Raw genomic sequence first — 21,068 nt, forward strand, 5'->3', positions numbered from 1 at the left:
GGAGACCGGATCGGCAGTCGCGACCGCCGATCCCACCTCAGGGTGCCGATCTCGGCGGCGGTCGTCAGCGGAGCGCGGCCCGCCGCGCGAGCGGGGCCACCACGACCGCGCACACGACGACGAGCGCCGCCGCTCCCCACGCGAGCGCGCCGTAGGACGAGAACCCGATGATCGCCCCGGCGAGGATGCCGCCGACGGCGCCGCCCGTGTTCATCGCGAGGTCCGACAGGCCCTGCACGGCGGTGCGCGACGGCCCGGGCGTCGCGTCGACGAGCAGCGCCGACCCGGCGACGAGCCCGCACGACCACCCGAGCCCCAGCAGCACCAGGCCGACCGTGAGGCGCGCGGAGTCCTCGCCCGGCGCGCCCGCCACGACGACCGCCGCCGCGAGGAGCAGCGCGCCCCCGGCGTACAGCACGCGCGCGTGCCCGAGCCGGTCCGCGAGCCACCCGACGACGGGGCTCAGCGCGTACATGCCCGCGATGTGGGCGCTGATCACGAGCCCCACGACCTGGAGCGTCGCGCCGCCGTGGTTCATGTGGACCGGGGTCATGGACATGAGGCCGACCATGACGAGGTGGCTCAGCACGATCGCGCCGAGCGCGAGGCGCGCCGTCGGGCTGGCCGCGACGACGGCCCAGCCGGCGCGCAGGCCGTCGCGCCACGACGCCGGGCCCGGCGCACCGCCCGCACCCGGCGCACCCCCGTCGCCACCCGCCGCACCGGAGCCCGCCGCGCCGGGACCCTCCGCGACAGACCCCGCCGCGCCCGCCCCCGACGGTGCGCGCGACGCGAGCAGCGGGTCCGGGCGCAGCCACACCGCGACGACGGTCGCCGCGAGGGCGAACGCGAGCGTCGCGAGCACGAACGGGGCCGCGCTCGGGGCGGTGCTCCCCGCAGTGCTCCCGTGCTCGGCGTGCGCGTCCCCGAGGCGCAGGGCGGGCCCGGCGACCCGGTCGGCGACGCCCGCGAGCGTCGGCCCGACGACGGACCCGACGGTCGTCGCCCAGACCACGACGGACAGGTCGCGGGCCCGGCGCTGCGGCGTCGCGAGGTCCGTCGCGGCGAAGCGGGAGGCGAGACCGGCAGCCGTGCCGGAGCCGAACAGCAGCATCGCCACGACGAGCAGCGGCCACGAGCCCAGCAGGACGGCGACCGTCGCGAGCACCGCGCCGCCCGTCGCGAGGCCGAAGCCGAGCAGGAGCGACGGCCGCCGGCCGCGCCGGCCCGCGACCTGGGCGAGCGGCAGCGCGACGAGCGCCGCGCCGACGACGCCCGAGGTCGAGGTGAGCCCCGCGATCGCGTCGGACCCGGACAGCGCCGACGCCACGAGGGGTGCGACGGCGATGCCGCTCGCGACCCCGACACCGGACAGCACCTGGGTCGCGGCGAGGGTCGTCAGGGTGCGGCGCTGCGTCGGGAGGGCGGGCGCGTCGACGGCGGTCGGGGCGGGCCCGCGGGCGGGGTGCGGGTCAGGGGGCGGGGAGGACTCGGTGCTCACGGGTGCACGCTAGGGCTCCGCGGCGGGCGCTGACGAGCCCTCACACCGCCACCGGTCGCCGAGATCCTGCCGCAGGGCTGCGACCGGGCTGTCGGCCGAGCGCCCGCAGCACGCCGCGCGCCGCCTCGCGTCCCGCCCGGTTGGCCCCGATCGTCGAGGCGCTCGGCCCGTAGCCGACGAGCTGGACGCGCGGGTCGCTCGCCGCCGTCGTGCCGTCGAGCACGATCCCGCCGCCGGGCGCGCGCAGGCCGAGGGGCGCGAGGTGGTCGAGCGCGGCCCGGAACCCGGTGGCCCAGAGGAGGACGTCGGCGGGCTGGTGCAGGAGCCCGTCGTCGTTCGCGCCGGGTGCCCACTCGACGCCGGTCGCCGTGACGCGTTCGAACATCGGCCGACGCCGCAGCACCCCGCTCGCGATCCCCGCGCGGTAGCGGGGCGTGAGCGGCAGGCCCGTGACCGAGACGACGCTCCCGGGCGGCAGCCCCGCGGCCGTGCGCTCCGCGACGCGCGCGACGGCGGCCCGGCCCAGCTCGGGCGAGAACTCCTCCTCGACCCACACGGGCTCGCGGCGCGTCACCCACGTCGTGCCCGACGCGTGCGGCGCGATCTGGAGCAGGAGCTGCGTCGCGGACGCCCCGCCGCCGACGACCACCACGTGCTGCCCCGCGAAGTCCTCGGCGGCGCGGAAGTCGTGCGTGTGGAGCTGGCGCCCGCGGAACGTCTCCATCCCGGGGTAGCGCGGCCAGAACGGGCGGGTCCACGTGCCGGTCGCGTTGACGAGCGTGCGCGTGCGGACGACGACGTCGCGCGCGTCCGGCCCGGCGCCGACCGTGGCGCGGACCAGCAGGAGCGCAGGGTCGTCGGGGTCGTCGCGCACGTCGTGCACCGTGACGGGCCGCACCACGCGCAGGTCGTTCTCCCGCTCGTACGCGGCGTAGTAGCGCGGGACGGCGACGTTGGCGCGCTCGCCGGGGTCGCCGGCCGGGAGCGGGACGCCCGGGAGGTCGTGCACCGCGTGCGTCTCGGCCATGGTCAGCGAGTCCCAGCGGTCCTGCCACGCGCCGCCCGGGCCGCGACCGCCGTCGAGCACGAGCGGGTCGAGCCCGGCGCGCCGCAGGTGGTACGCCGCCGAGAGCCCGGCCTGGCCCGCACCGACGACCACGACGTCGTGCACGGCCCCGCCCGGGCCGAGCAGGTCCGCGCCCGCCGTGCCCGGTGCCGCCGTCTCTCGCCCGTGGGTCCGCTCGCTCACGCCGACCACAACGACCCGCCCCGACAGAACCTTCCCCGGCCCGAGGTGAGGTGCCGAACACGGGGTTGCCGTCGTCATCGCACTCTTCACGACGACAACCCCGTGGTCGACGGCGGGCAACCCCGTGCTCGGCGACGCGCCGCCGCGCGCGCGGCCCGCGTTTAGGAGAGGTCCGGGACCCGCCCGAGCGTGCGGATCGGCCGGACGGCGAGGAGCGCCACCACCGTGAGCGTCCCCACGACCGCGCCCACCAGGAGCACCCGGTCCGTCCCGAACGCGGCGACGGCGGGACCGGCCAGCGCGGCCCCGATCGGGTACATCCCGACCGACCCCGCGACCTCGTAGGCGTGGACCCGGTTGAGCACGTCGCCCGGCACCTGCGTCTGGACGCTCGTCGCCCACATGACGCCCCACACCCCGACCCCGACGCCCACGAGCACCTGCGCGACGGCGAGCGCCCAGACGGGCCAGCCCAGCACGAGGCCGAGCGGGTAGAGCGGGTAGGCCACGAGCGCCACGGCGCCCGCGGCGAGCGGCCGCCGCGGCCGGTAGCGGATCGCGAGCAGCCCGCCGACCACGGTCCCGACCCCGAGCGCGCTGTTGAGCACGCCGAACGCGGTCGCCCCGTGCGTCGGCACGACGACGCTCGCCGCCAGGGGGAGCTGCGGCCCCCAGGCGAGCACCGCGTAGACCATCCAGATGACGACGACGCCCCACAGCCACGTGCGGGAGCGGAACTCGTGCCACCCGACCGCCAGGCTGCGCCACAGGCCCGCGCCCGCCGGGGGCGCCGGCACGACGCCGAGCCGGAGCGCGAGCAGGCACAGCGCGCTCGTCGCGTAGGCGACGGCGGAGAGGATCATCACCCCGCCGGTCGACCCGAACCCGACGAGGACGCCCGCGAGCGCCGGGCCGCCGAGCCCGGTGATCGCCTCGGAGGTCCGCAGGACGCCGTTGGCCCCCTGGACGTCGCGCGCGACGAGCGGCACGGTCGACGCGGCGCCGGGCTGGAACAGCGCGTTGGCGGTGCCGGCGACGGCGAGGAGGGCGTAGAGGTGCCAGAGGTGGTCGATCCCCCGGACGAACAGGACCGCGAGGAGCACGTGCGCGGCGAGGTTCGCGAGGTCGGCCACGATCATCATCCGGCGCGCGGTGAACCGGTCGGCGAGCACGCCGCCGAAGAGCACGAGCCCCGCGAACGGGGCGACGAGGAACGCCATCGCGTACCCCGCGACCGCGAGCCCGTAGCCCGACGCGAGCAGCCCGGCCGAGACCGCGACCGGGAGCATCGCCCAGCTGAGCAGCCCCGCGCTGCGCGCGGTGAAGTAGTACCGGAAGTCCCGCGACCAGACGGTCGGCTCCGTCGGTTCCCCGACCGGCCGGGCCGGGACCGTCACCGGGACGGGGACCCGCCCTGCTGCGGCCTCCGCCGCCTCCTCGACCGCGCACGCGCCCATGCCGCCCTGCCTCTCCGCCCCTCGCTGCCGTCCGACCGGCCGGAGGTCGGCGGGGCGGGCAGGCCGACGCGGCCCCCCCGGGTCCCGCGCCTCACGGCCGCTCGCTCACGGACGTGACAACCGTCACTCGGTTCCGAACCTTCCCGCCACGAGGACGGCGTCCCGCGGGCGCCGGCGGCGCGCGTTCGGTCGTGCGCGGGCGCCGGGGGCAAGATGGACCGGTGGAGACCGCGATCCTCTGGCACACCGGGCCGCTCATCGACGACGTCGAGATCGCGCAGGTCCACGACCTCGCTGCGGCGGCGGAGCGGGAGGACGGCGTGGCGCCCCTCTCGGAGCAGCCGCTGCTCAACCTGCGCGAGGCGACCGACGACGTCGTGCACCTCCTCACGTGGCGCGGGGGCGAGCTCGCGGGCTACGCCCAGGTGGACAAGCGCGGCGACGCGCCGAGCGCGGAGCTCGTCGTGCGCCCGGCGCACCGCGGCCACGGCCTCGGGTTCCACCTCCTGGGCAGCGCCGCGGACCGCGCCGTCGAGCCGCGCCCTTCCGAGCGCACCACGGACGAACGCGCCACGGACGCGCCCTCCCCCGTGAGGGACGTCCCGCCGCTGCGCGTGTGGGCCCACGGCGACCTGCCTGCGGCGCAGGCCCTCGCCGCGCGGGCGGGGTACGGCGTCGTGCGGGAGCTGCTCGTGCTCGAGCGCCCGCTGGGCGGCCCGGCGGAGCACCCGCGCCCCGCCGTCCCGGAGGGTCTGCGGCTGCGCGCGTTCGTGCCCGGGGACGACGACGCGGCCTGGGTCCGGGCCAACGCGCTCGCGTTCGCGCACCACCCGGAGCAGGGGCGGCTCACGGTCGACGACCTGCGCGCGCGGATGCGCGAGGACTGGTTCGACGCCGCCGGTCTCCTGCTCCTCGAGCGCGACCCGGCGCCCGGCGACGGTGCGCCCGAGCTCGTCGGGTTCGTCTGGACCAAGATCCCGACGGGCCAGCCGGACGCCGCGCGCGAGGGCGAGATCTACGTCCTCGGGGTGGTCCCGTCCGCCCAGGGCGAGGGGCTCGGGCGGCTGCTGACCGCCGTCGGGCTCGCGCACCTCGCGGCGCGCGGGGCACGCACGGCGGTGCTGTACGTGGACGGCGACAACGTGCCGGCGGTGCGGACCTACGAGCGGGCGGGGTTCGTGCGGCGCGCCGTGCACGTGCAGTACGCCCGACCTGCCCGCTGAGCCGCGCACCGGCCGAACGGTGACCCGCGTCACGCACCGTTCATCAACTGGTGCCACCATGAACCCATGACCGACACGTCCACGCAGCGCACCCTCGACCCGGACCTCGCCGCACACATCGCGGAGCACATCGCCGAGGAACCCGAGATCGAACCGGTCGGTGCGGAGCTCGACCTCGGTCCGCTGCCCGACGACCGGTTCGCCGACCGCGAGCTCAGCTGGCTCGCGTTCAACCAGCGCGTGCTCGAGCTCGCGGAGGACCCGAGCCAGCCGCTCCTGGAGCGCGTGCGGTTCCTCGCGATCTTCGCGTCGAACCTGGACGAGTTCTTCATGGTCCGCGTCGCCGGCCTCAAGCGCCGCATGGCGACGGGCATCGCGGTCACGGCCGCCTCCGGGCTGTCGCCGCGCCAGGTGCTCGACGCGATCAGCGAGCGCGCGCACGAGCTCATGGCGCGGCACGCGCGGGTCTTCGCCGACGACGTCCAGCCGGCGCTCGCCGCCGAGGGCATCACGCTCGTCCACTGGGACGAGCTGGAGACGCGCGAGCAGGAGCGCCTGCACAAGTTCTTCCGCAAGCAGATCTTCCCCGTGCTCACGCCGCTCGCCGTCGACCCGGCGCACCCGTTCCCGTACATCTCGGGGCTCTCGCTCAACCTCGCGGTCGTGGTGGCGAACCCGACGACCGGCAAGGAGCACTTCGCGCGCGTCAAGGTGCCGCCGCTGCTGCCGCGGTTCATCGCCGTGGACGCGCGAGGACGCCCGAGCGCGCCGACGTCGCAGACGGCGTCGCCCGACCGCGGGCCGACGTCGTTCGTGCCGATCGAGGAGGTCATCGCGCAGCACCTCGACCACCTCTTCCCCGGCATGGAGGTGCGCGAGCACCACCTGTTCCGCGTCACGCGCAACGAGGACGTCGAGGTCGAGGAGGACGACGCGGAGAACCTGCTCCAGGCGATGGAGAAGGAGCTGCTGCGCCGCCGGTTCGGCCCGCCCGTGCGCCTCGAGCTCACGCCGGGCATCAGCCCGCGCATCCGCGCGCTGCTCGTGCGCGAGCTCGGCGTCGTCGAGGAGGAGGTGTACGAGATCCCGGAGCCGCTCGACCTCACCGGGCTCAACGTCATCGCCGACCTCGACCGCGCCGACCTGCACTTCCCGCCGTTCGTCCCGACGACGCACCGCCTCCTCGCCGAGGTGGAGAGCTCGTCACCGACGGACGTGTTCGCCGCGATCCGCGAGCGCGACGTCCTGCTGCACCACCCGTACGACTCGTTCTCGACGTCGGTGCAGACCTTCCTCGAGCAGGCGGCGGCCGACCCGGCGGTGCTCGCGATCAAGCAGACGCTGTACCGGACGTCGGGCGACTCGCCGATCGTCGACGCGCTCATCGACGCGGCCGAGGCGGGCAAGCAGGTGCTCGCGCTCGTCGAGATCAAGGCCCGGTTCGACGAGCAGGCCAACATCTCGTGGGCGCGCAAGCTCGAGCAGGCGGGCGTGCACGTCGTGTACGGGATCGTCGGGCTCAAGACGCACTGCAAGCTCTCGCTCGTCGTGCGCCAGGAGTCGGACGGCCTGCGCCGCTACTGCCACGTCGGCACCGGGAACTACCACCCGAAGACGGCGCGCCTCTACACCGACCACGGCCTGCTCACGTGCGACCCCGACGTCGGGCAGGACCTCACGCGCCTGTTCAACCAGCTCTCCGGGTACGCGCCGCAGTCGCGGTTCCACCGGCTGCTCGTCGCGCCCCGCACCGTCCGCTCCGGCCTCGTCGAGCGGATCGACCGCGAGGCGGTCGCCGCGCGCGAGGGCCACGAGGCGTGGGTCAAGATCAAGGTCAACTCCGTCGTCGACGAGACGACGCTCGACGCGCTCTACCGGGCGTCGCAGGCCGGCGTGAAGGTCGACCTCGTGGTGCGCGGCATCTGCGCCGTCCGCCCGGGCGTGCCCGGGCTGAGCGAGAACATCCGCGTGCGCTCGATCCTCGGGCGCTTCCTCGAGCACTCGCGCATCTACGCGTTCGCCAACTCCGCCGGCCCCGCCATCGGCGAGGGGCCGGAGAGCGGCCCGGAGGTGTTCATCGGGTCGGCCGACCTCATGCACCGCAACCTCGACCGCCGCGTCGAGGCCCTCGTGCGCATCACCGACCCCGACCAGGTCATGGAGCTGCTCGACCTGCTCGACGCGTCGATGTCCGAGCGCACCGCGTCGTGGCACCTCGACGCCGACGGCACGTGGCACCGCCCCGACACCGCGCCCGACGGCTCGCCGCTCGTCGACCTCCAGGCCAGCCTCGTCCAGCGACAGCGCCGCCGGCTCGTCGGGAGGCGGTAGCGGATGGGAGTGCCGTCCTCCGCGCTCCGCGGCGGCGTGCCGCTCGTGGACACGCTCGGCCCGACGCACGTGTCGCACGCGCCCGTCATCGAGTCGGCCGGTGCTCTCGTGTGGCGCGTGCGCGACGACGAGCTGCAGGTGCGCCTCGTCCACCGGCCGCGCTACGACGACTGGTCGTGGCCCAAGGGCAAGCTCGACCCGGGCGAGACGTTCCAGGCGGCCGCGGCGCGCGAGGTCGCCGAGGAGACGGGCAAGCCGGTCGTGCTGGGCGTCCCGCTCCCGGGGCTGCAGTACCTCACGCCCGAGGGCCGCGTGAAGCGCGTGCACTACTGGGCCGCCCGCCGGGCGTCGAGCCGGTCCGACGCCGGCGCGCTCGCCGCGCGTGCCCCCGTCCCACCGGTGTCGCCCCAGGAGATCGACCGCGCCGCGTGGCTCTCCACGGACGACGCCGCGCGGCGCCTCACGCGGCAGGCCGACCGGGCGCCGCTCGAGGCGCTCGTGCGCGAGCGCGACGAGGGCCGGCTCGCGACGCACGTCGTCGTCATCGCGCGCCACGGCAAGGCCGTGGCGCGGTCGGCGTGGCACGGCGACGAGCAGGACCGCCCGCTCACGCCCGCGGGCCACGCCCAAGGGGTCGCGCTCGTGCCGGTGCTCGCGGCCTACGGCGTCGAGACGATCGTCACGAGCCGGTGGGACCGCTGCGCCCAGACGATCGCGCCGTACGCGACCGCCTCCGGGCTCGCCACGGTCAGCATCGACCACCTCACCGAGGCGCAGCACGAGCGCTCGCCCGCGCGCGTCGCGCGGACGGTCCGGGAGCTGCTCGAGGCCGAGCGGTCGTCGGTGCTGTGCACGCACCGGCCGGTGCTGCCCACGGTGCTCGACGTCCTCGGCCAGCACTCGCGGCGGCCGGTCGCGAACGCCCTGCCCGCGCACGACCCGTTCCTCGAGCCCGGCGAGATGATCGTGGCCCACGTGGCACGCACGCCCAAGGGCCCGCGCGTCGTCGCGGCGGAGAAGGTCGCCCCGCCGCTGCACTGAGACCGCGCGCCGGCGTCCCCCAGCGGGCGACGTCCGGTCGCACGACGACGCCCCGCCGGCGGCCGCGAGGCCTCCGACGGGGCGCCGTCGTCCTGCGGGGGACCGGCGTCCCCGGTGCCCTGGGGTCAGAGCAGGATCGGGCTGAGGATCCAGTAGACGACGGCCGCGACGAGCGCGGCGGCGGGGATCGTCAGCACCCACGCGGCGCCGATGTTCTTGGCGACGCCCCAGCGCACCGCGGACAGGCGCTTGGTCGCGCCGACACCCATGATCGCCGAGGTGATGGTGTGGGTCGTCGAGACGGGCGCGTGGAAGATGAACGCGTTGGCGTAGAGCACGACGGCGGACACCGACTCGGCGACGAAGCCGCGCGCCGGGTCGAGCTCGATGATCTTGCGGCCGAGCGTGCGCATGATGCGCCAGCCGCCCGCGTAGGTGCCGAGCGAGATCGCCGTCGCCGCCGACAGCTTGACCCACAGCGGGATCGTGTTGTCGTCCTGGAACCCGCCCGCCACGAGGGCGAGCACGATGACGCCCATCGTCTTCTGCGCGTCCTGCAGACCGTGGCCGAGCGCCATCGCGGCGGCGGAGGCCGTCTGCGCGATCCGGAACCGGCGGAACGCCCGGGCGGGCGCCGCGTTCCGGAACACCCACAGCAGCAGGACCATGAGCGCGAACGCGAGGCCGAAGCCGATCAGCGGCGAGAAGATCATGGGGAGCACGACCTTGTCGAGGATCGCGTCCCAGTGCACCGTGATCCCGGACGCGAGGCCGACGCCCGCGAGGCCGCCGATGATCGCGTGCGTCGACGACGACGGCAGGCCCAGCCACCACGTGATGAGGTTCCACGTGATCGCGCCGACCAGCCCGCACAGGACGATGACGAGACCCTGGTGGGGTGGCACGTCGCCGACGGCGACGATGTCCTCCGCGATGGTCTGCGCCACGGCCGTGCCGAGCAGCGCGCCGATGAGGTTGAACACCGCCGCCATGAGGAGCGCCGCGCGCGGTGTGAGGGCCCGGGTCGACACCGAGGTCGCGATGGCGTTCGCGGCGTCGTGGAACCCGTTCGTGTAGTCGAACGCCAGGGCGAAGGCCACGACGACGACGACGAGCACTGCCTCCACGGGGCTCAGGACTCCTTGAGGGCGATGGTCTCGACCGTGTTGGCGACCTTCTCGAAGGCGTCGGCCGCCTGCTCGAGGACCTCCACGATCTCCTTGAGCTTCATGAGGAGGACCGGGTCGGACACGTCGTCGAAGAGCTCGGCGAGCAGCTTGCGGTGGACCTTGTCCGCCTGGTTCTCCAGGCGGTTGACCTCGACCCAGTACTCGGGGAGGTCGTCCATCGAGCGCAGGCGCGGCATCGCCTCGGCCGTGAGCTCCGACGCCCGCTGGAGCACCTGGACCTGCTCGGACACGCGGGCCGGGAGCTCGTCGACCTTGTAGAGGACGATGAGGTCGGCCGCCTCCTCCATGTAGTCCATGCAGTCGTCGAGCGCCGACGCGAGGGCGTAGATGTCGTCCCGGTCGAACGGCGTGACGAACGTCTGGTTGAGGCGTCGCATGATCGAGTGCGTCGCGTCGTCCGCGAGGTGCTCGGTCTCGCTCAGCTGCTTCGCGAGCTGCTTGCGCGTGGGGCGGTCCGCCCCCAGCAGCTCCGCGAGGAGCGTGGACCCTGTGACCAGGTGCTGCGCCGAGGCGGCGAGGAGGTCGAAGAACGAGGTGTCGCGCGGTGTCAGGCGCAGGCGCACGGGGGGCTCCGGAAGGGACGCGGGGTAGGGGTCTGAGCTGGCGTCGGCCGCGGGGGCCGCTCGACCGCCGGGAGGACCGGACGGCCGGGGTGGTCACGATCTCTGGTCGGATGATCTCTCGGTGAACGCACGTCGAACTCTCGTCAAATGTAGCCGACGCGCGGAGCGATGCTGGAATCGTCGGGCCCAAGGTCCCGGATGCTCAGGACGCCCCACAGCCTGCGCCCGGCCTCGTCGCCGGTGCGACCACCGCGCCCGCGCACCGCACGAGAGGCGGTGCGCGGTGGGCGCGAGGGGGAAGTTAGTGACGCCGGACCGGGAGCGCCTCTCGGCGCGTGGCCGCTCGTAGCGGCTGAGTGTGGAGCCCGGGGCTACCGCGGCCCGGCGTCGAGATCCATCGTACGTGCCGCACCCCGCTCGGGGTACCCGTGTTCGCGCTCCGCGAGACCGCCTTCGCCCGCCGTGCGGGCGCGCCGTCGATCCCGCACCCTCGCGCCCGCGGGGTCCGGACGGGCCCGACCAGGTGGTCCCGGTCGGTCGAGCAGGCGGTCCGGGCGCGTCAGGTGGCACGGACGCGCCAGGTTCGCCTGCTCGGCGACGACCGGGGCCTCCGCGGCGGGGAGGGACGCGCGCTCAGTCGAGGCGGTCGGCGCGCCAGAGCTCGGCGGCGTGCTCGAGCTCCTGGGCGGTCCGCAGCAGCGAGCCCGCGCCCCGGGTCGTGCGCAGGGCGCCGTCGGGGTCGGCGACCTCGCGCGCGTCGGCGTCGAACGCGGCGCCGGTGGCGAGGATGCGGCAGAACGACCCGGCGCGCTCGAGCGCGACCGCGAGGTCGCCCGTGAAGACGCCGGACAGCACCGCGTCGGCGAGGTCGCGCACGTCCTGCGGCCCCGGCGGCCGGGGCACGCCCGCGATGGCCTCGTGGACGGGCGCCGCGTCGACGCCGAGCCGGTAGCGGAGGGTGACGGTCTGCGGGTCGCGGCGCACCCACTCGCGCAGCACGTAGAGCCGCCAGAGTGCCCCCGGCAGGGAGTTGGGGGCGGCGTCGGACCACAGGCCGGCCACGACGTCGAGGCCCTCGGTCTCGACGAGGTGGACGAGCCGCTCGACGACCTCCGGGTCCTCGGTGTCGCGGGCGCGGTGCACGATCGCGTGCGCGGTGGTGTGCGCGACCCGGTCGCGGAGCGCGGGGTCGAGCTCGCCGGGCAGCTCGTCGGCGTCGCGCGGGTCGAGCATGGCGGGGCGGCGAGGTCGCTGCGTGCGGTCGGACCGACCGGGGTCGGGCCGGGCTCCGGGGGTGGGGACGTCGTCTGGCACCCGCCCAGTCTCCACCCGGGCCCGCGACGCGCGCAGCCTCCGGGGGGTGCTCGGGGCCGGACCTCGTTCGCCGCGCCACGGTCCGCACCCCGCCCTACAGTGACGACAGAGGGACGACAGGAGCTGCCACCGGCTCCGGGACGGAGCGGAGGGCGAGATGTCGAGCAGCGGCGCAGCAGGTCAGAGGACCGTGAGCGAGCGGAGCGCCCACCGGAAGGCGATCGGCCTCGCCGTCGCGGCCGCGGTCGGCGGCTTCCTCTTCGGGTTCGACAGCTCGGTCATCAACGGCGCCGTCGCGGCGATCGAGGGCCAGTTCGACCTCGACTCCGCGGTGACGGGCCTCGTCGTCGCGATCGCTCTCCTCGGCTGCGCGCTCGGCGCGTGGTCGGGCGGCCGCCTCGCCGACCGGTGGGGCCGCACGCGCGTCATGGTGTTCGGCGCCGTCCTGTTCTTCGTCTCCTCGATCCTCTCGGCGATCGCGTGGTCGGCCTTCGACCTGGCGATCTGGCGGTTCATGGCGGGCGTCGGCATCGGTATCGCGTCGGTCATCGCGCCCGCGTACATCGCGGAGATCGCGCCGGCCCGGCTGCGCGGCCGCATGGGCTCGCTCCAGCAGCTCGCCATCACGATCGGCATCTTCGCCGCGCTGCTCTCCGACCAGCTCCTCGCGGAGACCGCTGGCGGCGCGTCCAACGAGCTGTGGCTCGGGTGGGAGGCGTGGCGCTGGATGTTCCTCGTCTGCGTCGTCCCCGCGGCGGTCTACGGCATCCTCGCCCTGCGCATCCCCGAGTCGCCCCGATACCTGGTGGCGAAGGGCCGGGACGACGAGGCGCGCGCCGTGCTCGAGTCCGTGCTCGGGCCGGACGAGGACGTCGACGACCGCATCGCGCAGATCCACCGCTCGATCGCCGTCGACGAGAAGAACGCGCAGGAGGGCACGCTCAAGGGCTCGGCGCTGGGCCTCAAGCCGATCGTGTGGGTCGGCATCCTGCTCTCGGTGTTCCAGCAGTTCGTCGGGATCAACGTGATCTTCTACTACTCGACGACGCTGTGGCAGGCCGTCGGCTTCGACGAGAGCCAGTCGTTCCTCGTCTCGACGATCACGTCCGTGACGAACGTCGCGGTGACGTTCATCGCGATCGCGCTCGTCGACAAGGTGGGGCGACGCCCGATCCTGCTCATCGGCTCCGCCGGGATGACGCTCTCGCTCGGGATCATGGCGCTCGCCTTCACGCAGGCCAGCGGGAGCGGGGACAACATCAGCCTGCCGGACCCGTGGGGCCCGATCGCCCTCGTGGCCGCGAACGCGTTCGTCGTGTTCTTCGGGGCGTCGTGGGGCCCGCTCGTCTGGGTCCTCCTGGGCGAGATGTTCCCGAACCGGATCCGGGCCGCCGCCCTGGGCGTGGCGGCCATGGCGCAGTGGCTGGCGAACTTCGCCATCACCCTGACGTTCCCGCCGATGCTCGCCGCCTTCGGCGCCTCGATCCCCTACCTGATGTACGCGATCTTCGCGGCGCTCTCGTTCGTCTTCGTCCTGAGCAAGGTGCCGGAGACGAAGGGTGTCGAGCTGGAGGACATGGGCGACCAGGCCAAGAGCCGCTCCGGGCGCTGATCCCCCCTCCGGGTCCGCGCCGAGCCCGGGTCCTCCCACGCCGCTGCGACGACGGGGACGGGCCCGGGCTCCGTCGTTCGCACCACCGCCTCTCACGGCCGGGAATTCCTTGCCCCACACAATGGTTGCTGAAAGCAACTTCGCGGAGTATGCTTGCCTGTAGCAACCAAGGAGTGCCTGTGCCTGTGACCGCCCTTCCCGCGACCGACGTCGCCGACCCCGGACTCACCCCGGACCCGTCCCCCGCGGCGGGACTCGTCCGCGCGCTCGACGACCTGGCGCGCGCCCAGCGGGAGTCCGCCGTCCGGATCGCCCGCGACCTCGACATGCCGCGGGCGTCGTTCGGCCTGCTCCGAATGCTCCAGCACTGCGGCCCCGTCCAGCTCGGGGACGTCGCGGCGAAGCTCCGGGTCGACCTCTCCGTCGCGAGCCGACAGGTGAGCCACCTGGTCGACGCGGGCCTCGTGCGCCGCACGGTGGACGACGACGACCGGCGGGCCCGGACCGTCGAGCTCACCGAGGCGGGCCGCGCACTCCTGGTGCGGGCGTACGAGCACATCGACGTCCTCGCCGCGACGACGTTCGCGGACTGGGGCGACGAGGAGATCGTCGAGGCCACGCGCCACATCGAGCGCGTCGCCGCGGCGGTCGTCGCGGTCCACGACTCCCCCCGCACCACCGGGTGACCGACGGCGCCCGGCGGCCCTGCGCCGTCGGGCACGCGCCCCGACCACCGGCCGCACCGCGGACCGGCCTCCGACCACCTGACACCGCCCCCCGACGCGTGCGCCCCGCCCCGGCCTCGTGAGCAAGGAACCCAACGCCTGATGACCACCACCCCCGCAGAACGCACCGCACCGCCCGGCAGCGCCGGCGCCCCCGCACCGATGACCCGCCGCGAGGTCATGGAGTCCCTCTCCGGGATCCTCCTCGGCATGTTCGTGGCGATCCTCGCGAGCTCGATCGTCTCGAGCTCGCTCCCGAAGATCGTCAGCGACCTCGACGGCTCGCAGTCGTCGTACACGTGGGTCGTCACCTCGACCCTCCTCGCCATGACGATCTCGACCCCCATCTGGGGCAAGCTCGCCGACCTCACCAACCGCAAGGTCCTCATCCAGATCGCGCTCGTCGTCGCGGTCGTGTCCTCCGCGCTCGCGGGGCTCTCACAGAACGTCGGCACCCTCATCGCGCTGCGCGCGTTCCAGGGCATCGGCGCCGGTGGCCTCATGGCGCTCGCCACGGTGCTCATCACCGACATCATCTCGCCGCGCGAGCGCGGCAAGTTCATGGGCCTCATGGGCGGCATCATGGCCGTCAGCCAGATCGGCGGGCCGCTCCTCGGCGGCGTCCTCACCGACGCCGTGAGCTGGCGCCTCAACTTCTTCGTCGGCCTGCCGTTCGCCATCGCCGCGATCGTCGTCCTCCAGCGCACGCTGCACCTGCCGAAGGTCGCGCGCCGCGTCGTCCGGATCGACTACTGGGGCGCGATCCTCATCAGCGCCGGCGTGTCCTCGCTCCTGCTGTGGGTGACGTTCGCCGGGCAGAACTTCGAGTGGCTCTCGTGGCAGACCTTCGCGATGGTCGGCGGCGCGGTCGTCGCGCTCGTCGGTGCCGTGCTCGTCGAGCGCGTCACGCCCGAGCCGCTCATCCCGCTGCACCTGTTCAAGAACCGCACGTTCGTCCTCGCGGTCGTCGCGTCCGTCGCGGTCGGTGTCGCGATGTTCGGCACCGCCGTGTTCCTCAGCCAGTACATGCAGGTCGCGCGCGGCAAGACGCCGACCGAGTCCGGCCTCCTCACGATCCCGATGATCGTCGGCACGTTCGTCGCGTCGACCCTGTTCGGCCAGCTCATCACGCGCTACGGCCGCTACAAGGCCTTCATGGTCACCGGTGGCGCGGTCCTCGTCGCGTCGCTCTTCGCGCTGTCGACGATCGACTACCACACGAGCTTCACGCTGATCAGCGTCTACCTGTTCTTCCTCGGCGTGAGCATGGGCATGCTCATGCAGAACCTCGTGCTCGCCGTGCAGAACACGCTCGCCGTGGAGGAGATGGGCGCCGGGACCTCGACCGTCGCGTTCTTCCGCAGCCTCGGCGGCGCGATCGGCGTGTCCGTGCTCGGCGCGGTGCTCGCGAACAAGGTCACGACGTCGATCCAGGACGGCCTCACGCAGCTCGGCGTCCCGGCCGGCTCGATGGGCGGCGGCAACGCCGTGCCCGACGTCTCGACCCTGCCCGCGCCGATCAAGGACCTCGTGGAGAAGTCCTACGGCGACGGGATCGCCGAGATCTTCCTCGTCGCGGTACCCCTCGCGCTCGTCGCGCTCATCGCCGTGTCGTTCCTCAAGGAGGTGCCGCTCGGCACCAAGACCGGCCTCCAGGAGCGCCTCGAGAAGGAGGCGGCCCTGCTCGGCACGGACGCCCCGGTCGACGCGACCCCCGGTCGCGTGACCCTCGCGGAGGAGACAGAGTCCACGCTCCTCGGCGCCTACGAGCCCGCGGGCGTGGTCGACGACGAGGCGACCGCGCGCCGGTCGCGCTGAGGTCGGCGTCCCCGCCGCACGGGGGCACCGCCGACACACCCCGAGGGGGTGGTCCCGGACCGTCCGGGACCGCCCCCTCGGTCGTGCGCGGGGAGCTCCCGTCGCCCTGTGCGGGTGAGGTTCCGGGGAGGAAGGTGACCGGGCCGTGCCCTTCGCGCCATGATGGCCCTGTGCCCCCCGAGACCGCTCCGGCCCGCCCCGCTCCCGACACCGCGCACGTCGACGACGACGCGTACGTCGACCTCGAACGCGAGCTGCGGATCCTGCTGCGCCGCGCCGGCGCGGTCGCCACGGGCATGGCCCGTCGTATCCACCCCGACCTCGAGGCGAGCGCGTACCCGCTGCTCGCCCACATCGCCGACCACCCCGGGGTCCGCGGCTCGGAGCTCGCGGCGCAGTTCGGCGTGGGGCGCGCGACGATCTCGCGCCAGCTCAGCCGCCTGCACGACCTCGGCCTCGTCGCGCGCGAGGTCGACCCCGACGACTCGCGCGGCCAGCTCATCACCCTGACGCCCGACGGCGAGGCGCGGCTCCACGCCGCGCACAGCGGGCGGGTCACGTCGATCACCGAGGCGCTGGAGGGCTGGGACCAACGCGACGTCGCGACGCTCGCGACGCTCCTGCACCGGTACTCCGAGGACGTCGTGCGCTGGGCCGCCAACCGGTGACCCTGGCCCCCGGCGCAGCATGACCGTGCCCGACGGCGCCCGCCCGCCCCACGTCGCCCCGCGCGGTCGCGGGGCGGCCCGGGTCCGACGGCGGCCCGTCGTCGCGCTCGTCCTCGCGGTGGTCGTGGTGGCGGGCCTCGTCGTCGCGACGCGCGTCCCCGACCCGTGGGGCGACGTCGGCGGCGACGTGCTCTACGCCGTCGCGACCTACGCCCTCGCGGTCCTCGCGGCGCCGCGCGTGCGCCCGCTCGTCGCGGGCGCCGTCGCGCTGGGGTGGTGCTGGGCGGTCGAGGCGCTCCAGGCGACGGGCGTCGCCGCCGCCGTGAACGACGCGGTCCCGCCCGCGGCGTGGCTGCTGGGCAGCACGTTCGCGGTGCGGGACCTGGTCTGCTATCTGGTGGGCGTGGCGCTCGCGTGCGTGGTCGACGCGGGCGTCGGCGCCCGGTCGGCTACTCCGCGCCGGCCTCGAACGTCAGGCTGACCGAGTTCATGCAGAACCGGTCGCCCGTCGGGGTCTGCGGCGCGTCGTCGAACACGTGGCCCAGGTGCGAGCCGCAGCGCGCGCAGCGCACCTCGGTGCGCACCATGCCGTGGCTGCGGTCGGTGAGGAGCTCGACGCGGTCGCCCGCGAGCGGGCTGAAGAAGCTCGGCCACCCGCAGTGCGAGTCGAACTTCGTGTCGGAGCGGAACAGCTCGTTGCCGCACGCGCGACACGCGTAGACGCCGACGCGCTTCTCGTCGAGCAGCTCGCCCGTCCACGCGCGCTCGGTCCCGGCCTGCCGCAGCACGGCGTACTCCTGCGGGGACAGCTCGGCGCGCCACTCGTCGTCGGTCTTCACGACCTCGTAGGGCTGGTTCTCGTGGGTCTGGCTGGTCATGGTCCACCTCCGACGGTCCCAACCACGCCGACCGCTCCCGTGTTCCCGCCCCGCCCCACCCGCTGAGTGCAGGAAAAAGTCGCGGCCGAAACGGTTCGACCGCGACTTATTCCTGCACTCAGCGTGGGGGCGTCAGCGCGGGCTGGAGGTCGAGTAGACGGTGCTCGACCCGCCGGCGGGGCGCTGCGCGCGGCCACGGCCACCGCGACGGCGACCGCCGCCCTGGCCTGCCGCGCCGTTCCCGGTGCCCGAGGTGCCGCGGCCGTCCCGGGCGCCCTCGGGGCGACCCGCGCCCGTCGCGCGCTGCACGGGGCGCTGACCGCCCTGGCCGCGCGACGCCGTCGTGCCCTGGCCCGCGGGCTGCGCGGCCGGGCGTGCGCCGCCCTGGCCGCCACGGCCACGGCGCGAGGCGCGCGACCCGCCGTTGGACGAGCCCGTGCCGCGCTTCGCCTGCGTCTGCGGCGGCGTGATGTCGGACGGGCGCACGTACTCCGCGACCTCGCCGACGAGCCCCTTGATCGTCGCGTCGCCCGGGGCGACCGGCTGCGGCTGGGCCGTGATCTTCGCCTTGCGCGTGAGGTCGCGCACGTCGCCGCGCTGCTCCGGGAGCATGACGGTGACGACGACGCCCTCCGACCCGGCGCGGGCGGTGCGGCCCGAGCGGTGCAGGTACGCCTTGTGCTCCGCCGGCGGGTCGACGTGCACGACGAGCTCCACGTCGTCGACGTGGATGCCGCGCGCCGCGATGTCCGTGGCGACGAGCACCTTGACCGCGCCCGACGAGAACGCCTCGAGGTTGCGCTCGCGCGCGCCCTGGCCGAGGTTGCCGTGCAGGTCGACGGCGGGGACGCCTGCCGCGGTGAGCTGCTTCGCGAGCTTCTTCGCCTGGTGCTTGGTGCGCATGAACAGCACGCGACGACCCGTGCCCGAGGCGAGCTCGTGCACGATCTGCTTCTTCGCGTCCGCGTCGCGCACCGCGAGGATGTGGTGCGTCATCTGCGGGGGCGCGGCCGCGGCGTCGTCCACCGAGTGGCGCACCGGGTTGCTGAGGTAGCGCTTGACCAGCTGGTCGACGCCGTTGTCCAGCGTCGCGGAGAACAGCATGCGCTGCCCCTGCTTCGGCGTCTTGTCCATGATGCGCTTCACGCCCGGCAGGAACCCGAGGTCGGCCATGTGGTCGGCCTCGTCGAGCACGGTGATCTCGATGCCGTCGAGCGTGAGCAGGCGCTGGTTGAGGAGGTCCTCCAGGCGGCCCGGGCACGCGATGACGATGTCGGCGCCCTTGTCGAGCGCGGCGACCTGGCGCGACTGCGCGACGCCGCCGAAGATCGTCGTCGTCACGAGCCCGAGCGCCTTGGCGACCGGCTCCATCGTGGCGTTGATCTGGTTGGCGAGCTCGCGCGTCGGGCACAGCACGAGCGCGCGGGGCCGGCGGGGGTGGCGCGACGACTTCGCCCACGACAGGCGGGCGACGGTGGGCAGCGAGAACGCGAGCGTCTTGCCGGAGCCGGTGCGGCCGCGGCCGAGGACGTCACGGCCCTTCAGCGAGTCGGGCAGCGTGGCGGTCTGGATGGGGAACGGGGAGTCGATGCCCTGGCGCGAGAGCTCGCGCACGACAGGGGTGGGCAGGCCGAAGTCGGCAAAGGAAGTCACAGGTGATGGGCCTCTCGGGGCTCAAGGTCGGGGTCCGCCGCACGCAATCCGGGGGGATCTCCACGACGTCGGGCGCGCGGGATCGCGCTGCCCTCGAACGTCCAGTGTCTCATGCCCGACGACGGGCGGCCGGGTGAGGTGCGTCTCGGCACTCTCGGGCACAGGGCCCTGTGGTGGAATGTCGCGCGTGCACGCCCTGGCGAACGCCCTCACCGTCCTGCCCGCCCTCCCCCGCGGAGGGGTCGCGGGAGCGCCCGACGACGCCTCCACCGCGGGCGGTGACGTCGCCGCGTCCGTGGGGGACGTCGTCGGGCAGGTGTGGGAGGCCGCGACCACGCCCGTCCCTCCCCCGGCGGCCGCCGTGGTCGTCGCGATGGGCGCCCTCGCGCTCGTCGTCGTGCTCGTCACGCCCGTGTGGCGTGTGGCCCGGCACGTCGTGACCATCGCGCACGAGGCGTCGCACGCGATCGCGGCCCTGCTCACGGGCCGTCGGCTCGCGGGCATCCGCCTGCACTCCGACACGTCGGGGCTCACCGTGTCGTCCGGGCGCCCGCGCGGGTTCGGCATGGTCCTCACCGCGTTCATGGGGTACGTCGGCCCCGGCCTCATCGGCCTGGGCGCTGCAGCGCTGCTCCGCCAGGGGTATGCCGTCGGGCTGCTGTGGCTGCTCGTCGTGCTGCTCGCCCTCATGCTGCTGCAGATCCGCAACTGGTTCGGGCTCTGGTCCGTGCTCGTCACCGGGGCCGCGCTCGTCGGGGTGTCGTGGTGGGCGACGCCGCCCGTGCAGAGCGCCGTCGCCTACGCCGTGACGTGGTTCCTGCTGCTGGGCGCCGTGCGGCCGGTGCTGGAGCTGCAGTCCGAGCGGTCGCGCGGCAGGGCGAGCACCTCCGACGCCGACATCCTCGCGCGCCTCACCCGCCTGCCCGGCCTGTTCTGGGTCGGGGTGTTCCTCGTCGTGACGGTCGGCGCCGCCGTGCTCGGCGGGTCGTGGATCGTCGGGCCCGCCGCCTGACCCTCGCGACCCTGCCGCACCCCGGTCGAGCGGACCTCGCGGACCGGTCGAGACACGACGACGGGCCGCCCGCCGGAGCGAGCGGCCCGTCGTGGGACCGAGGACGCGCCTGGGGGAGGAGGACGCGTCGTCGAGATGGTCCGGCGCGAACGCCGGGAACGTCCCGTCAGCCCTGCGGCGTCAGGACGAACGCCGGTCCCTGCGCGTTCGGGTCCGTGTCGAGCGTGAGGTTCGCGAGGGTCGGGGCCGTGGCGGACTCCACGAACACCTTCGCCTCGCCGTTCTCCACGACCGTGTCGTCGGGCTGCGGGGCGGGGACGAGCGCGAGCTCGAAGCTGCCCGCCTGGTCCGCGGACTCGGCGATCCGCAGACCGCCTCCCTCGGGGACGCCGGCCTGGGTCTGCAGGTCGTGGACAGCGGTACGGGCGTTGTCGGTCAGGGTAAGCACGAGAGCTCCTCTCGTCGCCGGGCGGAACCTGCGGGACACGTCCGTGCGGCCCACGCCTGGCCGGCGTGACCTGCCGTCGGTGCACCCTCCCGCGGGCTCCTCGGTCTTCTCCACCGAAACAAGAACCCGCGACCGGCGCAAGCGAAACGCCCGGTTCTCACCGAATTTCTCACGGAGCAAGACCGCGGGTGACACGTCGCGGAGCGCCGCATAGGGTGCGCGCCCGCGGGGGTCGGGGTCTGAGATCGGCACCCGCTGCCGGGGTCGGCACGTTCTGCCGCGTTCGGCAGTCGCACGTGCCGATCTGGGTCGGGGCTGCCGAACTCGGTCGGGACTGCCGACGTCGGGGCGCGGGTAGCCTGTGCGTGGACGCCACCGGCGTCCA

Annotated in this window: 18 protein-coding genes; 9 read left to right on the forward strand and 9 right to left on the reverse strand. The window is 74.5% G+C overall.

Annotation, left to right across the window (positions count from 1 at the left end):
- Positions 1-64: 64 nt before the first annotated feature.
- The 3 genes from GWJ10_RS05450 to GWJ10_RS05460 form a co-directional block, all read right to left on the reverse strand.
- The gene (locus GWJ10_RS05450; RefSeq protein WP_163185877.1) at positions 65-1,501 is read right to left on the reverse strand and encodes an MFS transporter; all 1,437 of its coding nucleotides are present in this window, start codon (positions 1,499-1,501) and stop codon (positions 65-67) included.
- A 40-nt stretch (positions 1,502-1,541) separates the two neighbouring features.
- A complete protein-coding gene (locus GWJ10_RS05455) occupies positions 1,542-2,693 on the reverse strand; it encodes an FAD-dependent oxidoreductase (protein ID WP_241005693.1) in 1,152 nt (383 codons plus the stop codon).
- 218 nt (positions 2,694-2,911) lie between these two features.
- Entirely contained in the window at positions 2,912-4,207 is a 1,296-nt protein-coding gene (locus GWJ10_RS05460) for an MFS transporter (RefSeq protein WP_163185883.1), read from the reverse strand.
- A 221-nt stretch (positions 4,208-4,428) separates the two neighbouring features.
- Here GWJ10_RS05460 and mshD point away from each other — a divergent pair, with 221 nt between their 5' ends.
- From mshD to GWJ10_RS05475, 3 genes are all read left to right on the forward strand, one after another.
- On the forward strand, positions 4,429-5,430 hold the full coding sequence (gene mshD / locus GWJ10_RS05465) for a mycothiol synthase (RefSeq protein ID WP_163185885.1): 1,002 nt from the start codon (positions 4,429-4,431) through the stop codon (positions 5,428-5,430).
- A 66-nt stretch (positions 5,431-5,496) separates the two neighbouring features.
- Positions 5,497-7,761, forward strand: coding sequence for an RNA degradosome polyphosphate kinase (locus GWJ10_RS05470; protein ID WP_076403461.1), 2,265 nt, complete (start codon positions 5,497-5,499; stop codon positions 7,759-7,761).
- 3 nt (positions 7,762-7,764) lie between these two features.
- The gene (locus GWJ10_RS05475; RefSeq protein WP_083711228.1) at positions 7,765-8,802 is read left to right on the forward strand and encodes an NUDIX domain-containing protein; all 1,038 of its coding nucleotides are present in this window, start codon (positions 7,765-7,767) and stop codon (positions 8,800-8,802) included.
- Between the two features lie 125 nt (positions 8,803-8,927).
- Here GWJ10_RS05475 and GWJ10_RS05480 read toward each other — a convergent pair whose 3' ends face one another.
- The 3 genes from GWJ10_RS05480 to GWJ10_RS05490 form a co-directional block, all read right to left on the reverse strand.
- Positions 8,928-9,929: an inorganic phosphate transporter gene (locus tag GWJ10_RS05480; RefSeq protein WP_021482998.1), complete on the reverse strand. Its 1,002-nt coding sequence runs from the start codon at positions 9,927-9,929 to the stop codon at positions 8,928-8,930.
- A 5-nt stretch (positions 9,930-9,934) separates the two neighbouring features.
- Positions 9,935-10,555 carry a DUF47 family protein gene (locus GWJ10_RS05485; protein WP_021482999.1) on the reverse strand — a complete coding sequence of 207 codons (621 nt, stop codon included), beginning with the start codon at positions 10,553-10,555 and terminating at the stop codon, positions 9,935-9,937.
- 633 nt (positions 10,556-11,188) lie between these two features.
- Positions 11,189-11,788 carry a hypothetical protein gene (locus tag GWJ10_RS05490; RefSeq protein WP_043655142.1) on the reverse strand — a complete coding sequence of 200 codons (600 nt, stop codon included), beginning with the start codon at positions 11,786-11,788 and terminating at the stop codon, positions 11,189-11,191.
- 238 nt (positions 11,789-12,026) lie between these two features.
- Here GWJ10_RS05490 and GWJ10_RS05495 point away from each other — a divergent pair, with 238 nt between their 5' ends.
- The 5 genes from GWJ10_RS05495 to GWJ10_RS05515 all read left to right on the forward strand — a co-directional run bounded on the left by GWJ10_RS05495 (position 12,027) and on the right by GWJ10_RS05515 (position 17,173).
- Positions 12,027-13,481 (forward strand): sugar porter family MFS transporter, encoded by a 1,455-nt coding sequence (locus GWJ10_RS05495; protein WP_021482816.1) that lies wholly within the window; start codon positions 12,027-12,029, stop codon positions 13,479-13,481.
- A 185-nt stretch (positions 13,482-13,666) separates the two neighbouring features.
- The gene (locus GWJ10_RS05500) at positions 13,667-14,167 is read left to right on the forward strand and encodes a MarR family winged helix-turn-helix transcriptional regulator (protein WP_021482815.1); all 501 of its coding nucleotides are present in this window, start codon (positions 13,667-13,669) and stop codon (positions 14,165-14,167) included.
- Between the two features lie 141 nt (positions 14,168-14,308).
- Complete coding sequence (locus tag GWJ10_RS05505; RefSeq protein ID WP_163185888.1) at positions 14,309-16,024, forward strand: MDR family MFS transporter; 1,716 nt, start codon at positions 14,309-14,311, stop codon at positions 16,022-16,024.
- 170 nt (positions 16,025-16,194) lie between these two features.
- Positions 16,195-16,692, forward strand: coding sequence for a MarR family winged helix-turn-helix transcriptional regulator (locus tag GWJ10_RS05510; protein WP_034652516.1), 498 nt, complete (start codon positions 16,195-16,197; stop codon positions 16,690-16,692).
- A gap of 19 nt (positions 16,693-16,711) precedes the next feature.
- Positions 16,712-17,173 carry a DUF2809 domain-containing protein gene (locus GWJ10_RS05515; protein ID WP_163185891.1) on the forward strand — a complete coding sequence of 154 codons (462 nt, stop codon included), beginning with the start codon at positions 16,712-16,714 and terminating at the stop codon, positions 17,171-17,173.
- On the opposite strand, the gene msrB is transcribed toward GWJ10_RS05515, so the two are convergent.
- Positions 17,142-17,570: a peptide-methionine (R)-S-oxide reductase MsrB gene (gene msrB / locus GWJ10_RS05520; protein WP_034652513.1), complete on the reverse strand. Its 429-nt coding sequence runs from the start codon at positions 17,568-17,570 to the stop codon at positions 17,142-17,144. The genes GWJ10_RS05515 and msrB overlap by 32 nt on opposite strands.
- 132 nt (positions 17,571-17,702) lie before the next feature.
- Positions 17,703-19,223, reverse strand: a complete 1,521-nt coding sequence (locus tag GWJ10_RS05525; protein ID WP_163185894.1) for a DEAD/DEAH box helicase — start codon at positions 19,221-19,223, stop codon at positions 17,703-17,705.
- A 295-nt stretch (positions 19,224-19,518) separates the two neighbouring features.
- Between GWJ10_RS05525 and GWJ10_RS05530 the strand changes: the two genes are divergently transcribed.
- Complete coding sequence (locus GWJ10_RS05530; protein ID WP_232322825.1) at positions 19,519-20,235, forward strand: M50 family metallopeptidase; 717 nt, start codon at positions 19,519-19,521, stop codon at positions 20,233-20,235.
- A gap of 166 nt (positions 20,236-20,401) precedes the next feature.
- Here GWJ10_RS05530 and GWJ10_RS05535 read toward each other — a convergent pair whose 3' ends face one another.
- Positions 20,402-20,683 (reverse strand): iron-sulfur cluster biosynthesis family protein, encoded by a 282-nt coding sequence (locus tag GWJ10_RS05535; protein ID WP_021479822.1) that lies wholly within the window; start codon positions 20,681-20,683, stop codon positions 20,402-20,404.
- Positions 20,684-21,068 lie beyond the last annotated feature (385 nt).

This window comes from Cellulosimicrobium sp. SL-1 (assembly GCF_011033075.1).
Classification (GTDB): domain Bacteria; phylum Actinomycetota; class Actinomycetes; order Actinomycetales; family Cellulomonadaceae; genus Cellulosimicrobium; species Cellulosimicrobium funkei.

Bases quoted from the DNA above. Each gene is read 5' to 3' on its own strand.
- GWJ10_RS05460 (WP_163185883.1), bottom strand. From the start codon at position 4,207: ATGGGCGCGTGCGCGGTCGAGGAGGCGGCGGAGGCCGCAGCAGGGCGG.
- GWJ10_RS05470 (WP_076403461.1), top strand. From the start codon at position 5,497: ATGACCGACACGTCCACGCAGCGCACCCTCGACCCGGACCTCGCCGCA.
- GWJ10_RS05475 (WP_083711228.1), top strand. From the start codon at position 7,765: ATGGGAGTGCCGTCCTCCGCGCTCCGCGGCGGCGTGCCGCTCGTGGAC.
- GWJ10_RS05490 (WP_043655142.1), bottom strand. From the start codon at position 11,788: ATGCTCGACCCGCGCGACGCCGACGAGCTGCCCGGCGAGCTCGACCCC.
- GWJ10_RS05495 (WP_021482816.1), top strand. From the start codon at position 12,027: ATGTCGAGCAGCGGCGCAGCAGGTCAGAGGACCGTGAGCGAGCGGAGC.
- GWJ10_RS05505 (WP_163185888.1), top strand. From the start codon at position 14,309: ATGACCACCACCCCCGCAGAACGCACCGCACCGCCCGGCAGCGCCGGC.
- GWJ10_RS05515 (WP_163185891.1), top strand. From the start codon at position 16,712: ATGACCGTGCCCGACGGCGCCCGCCCGCCCCACGTCGCCCCGCGCGGT.
- msrB (WP_034652513.1), bottom strand. From the start codon at position 17,570: ATGACCAGCCAGACCCACGAGAACCAGCCCTACGAGGTCGTGAAGACC.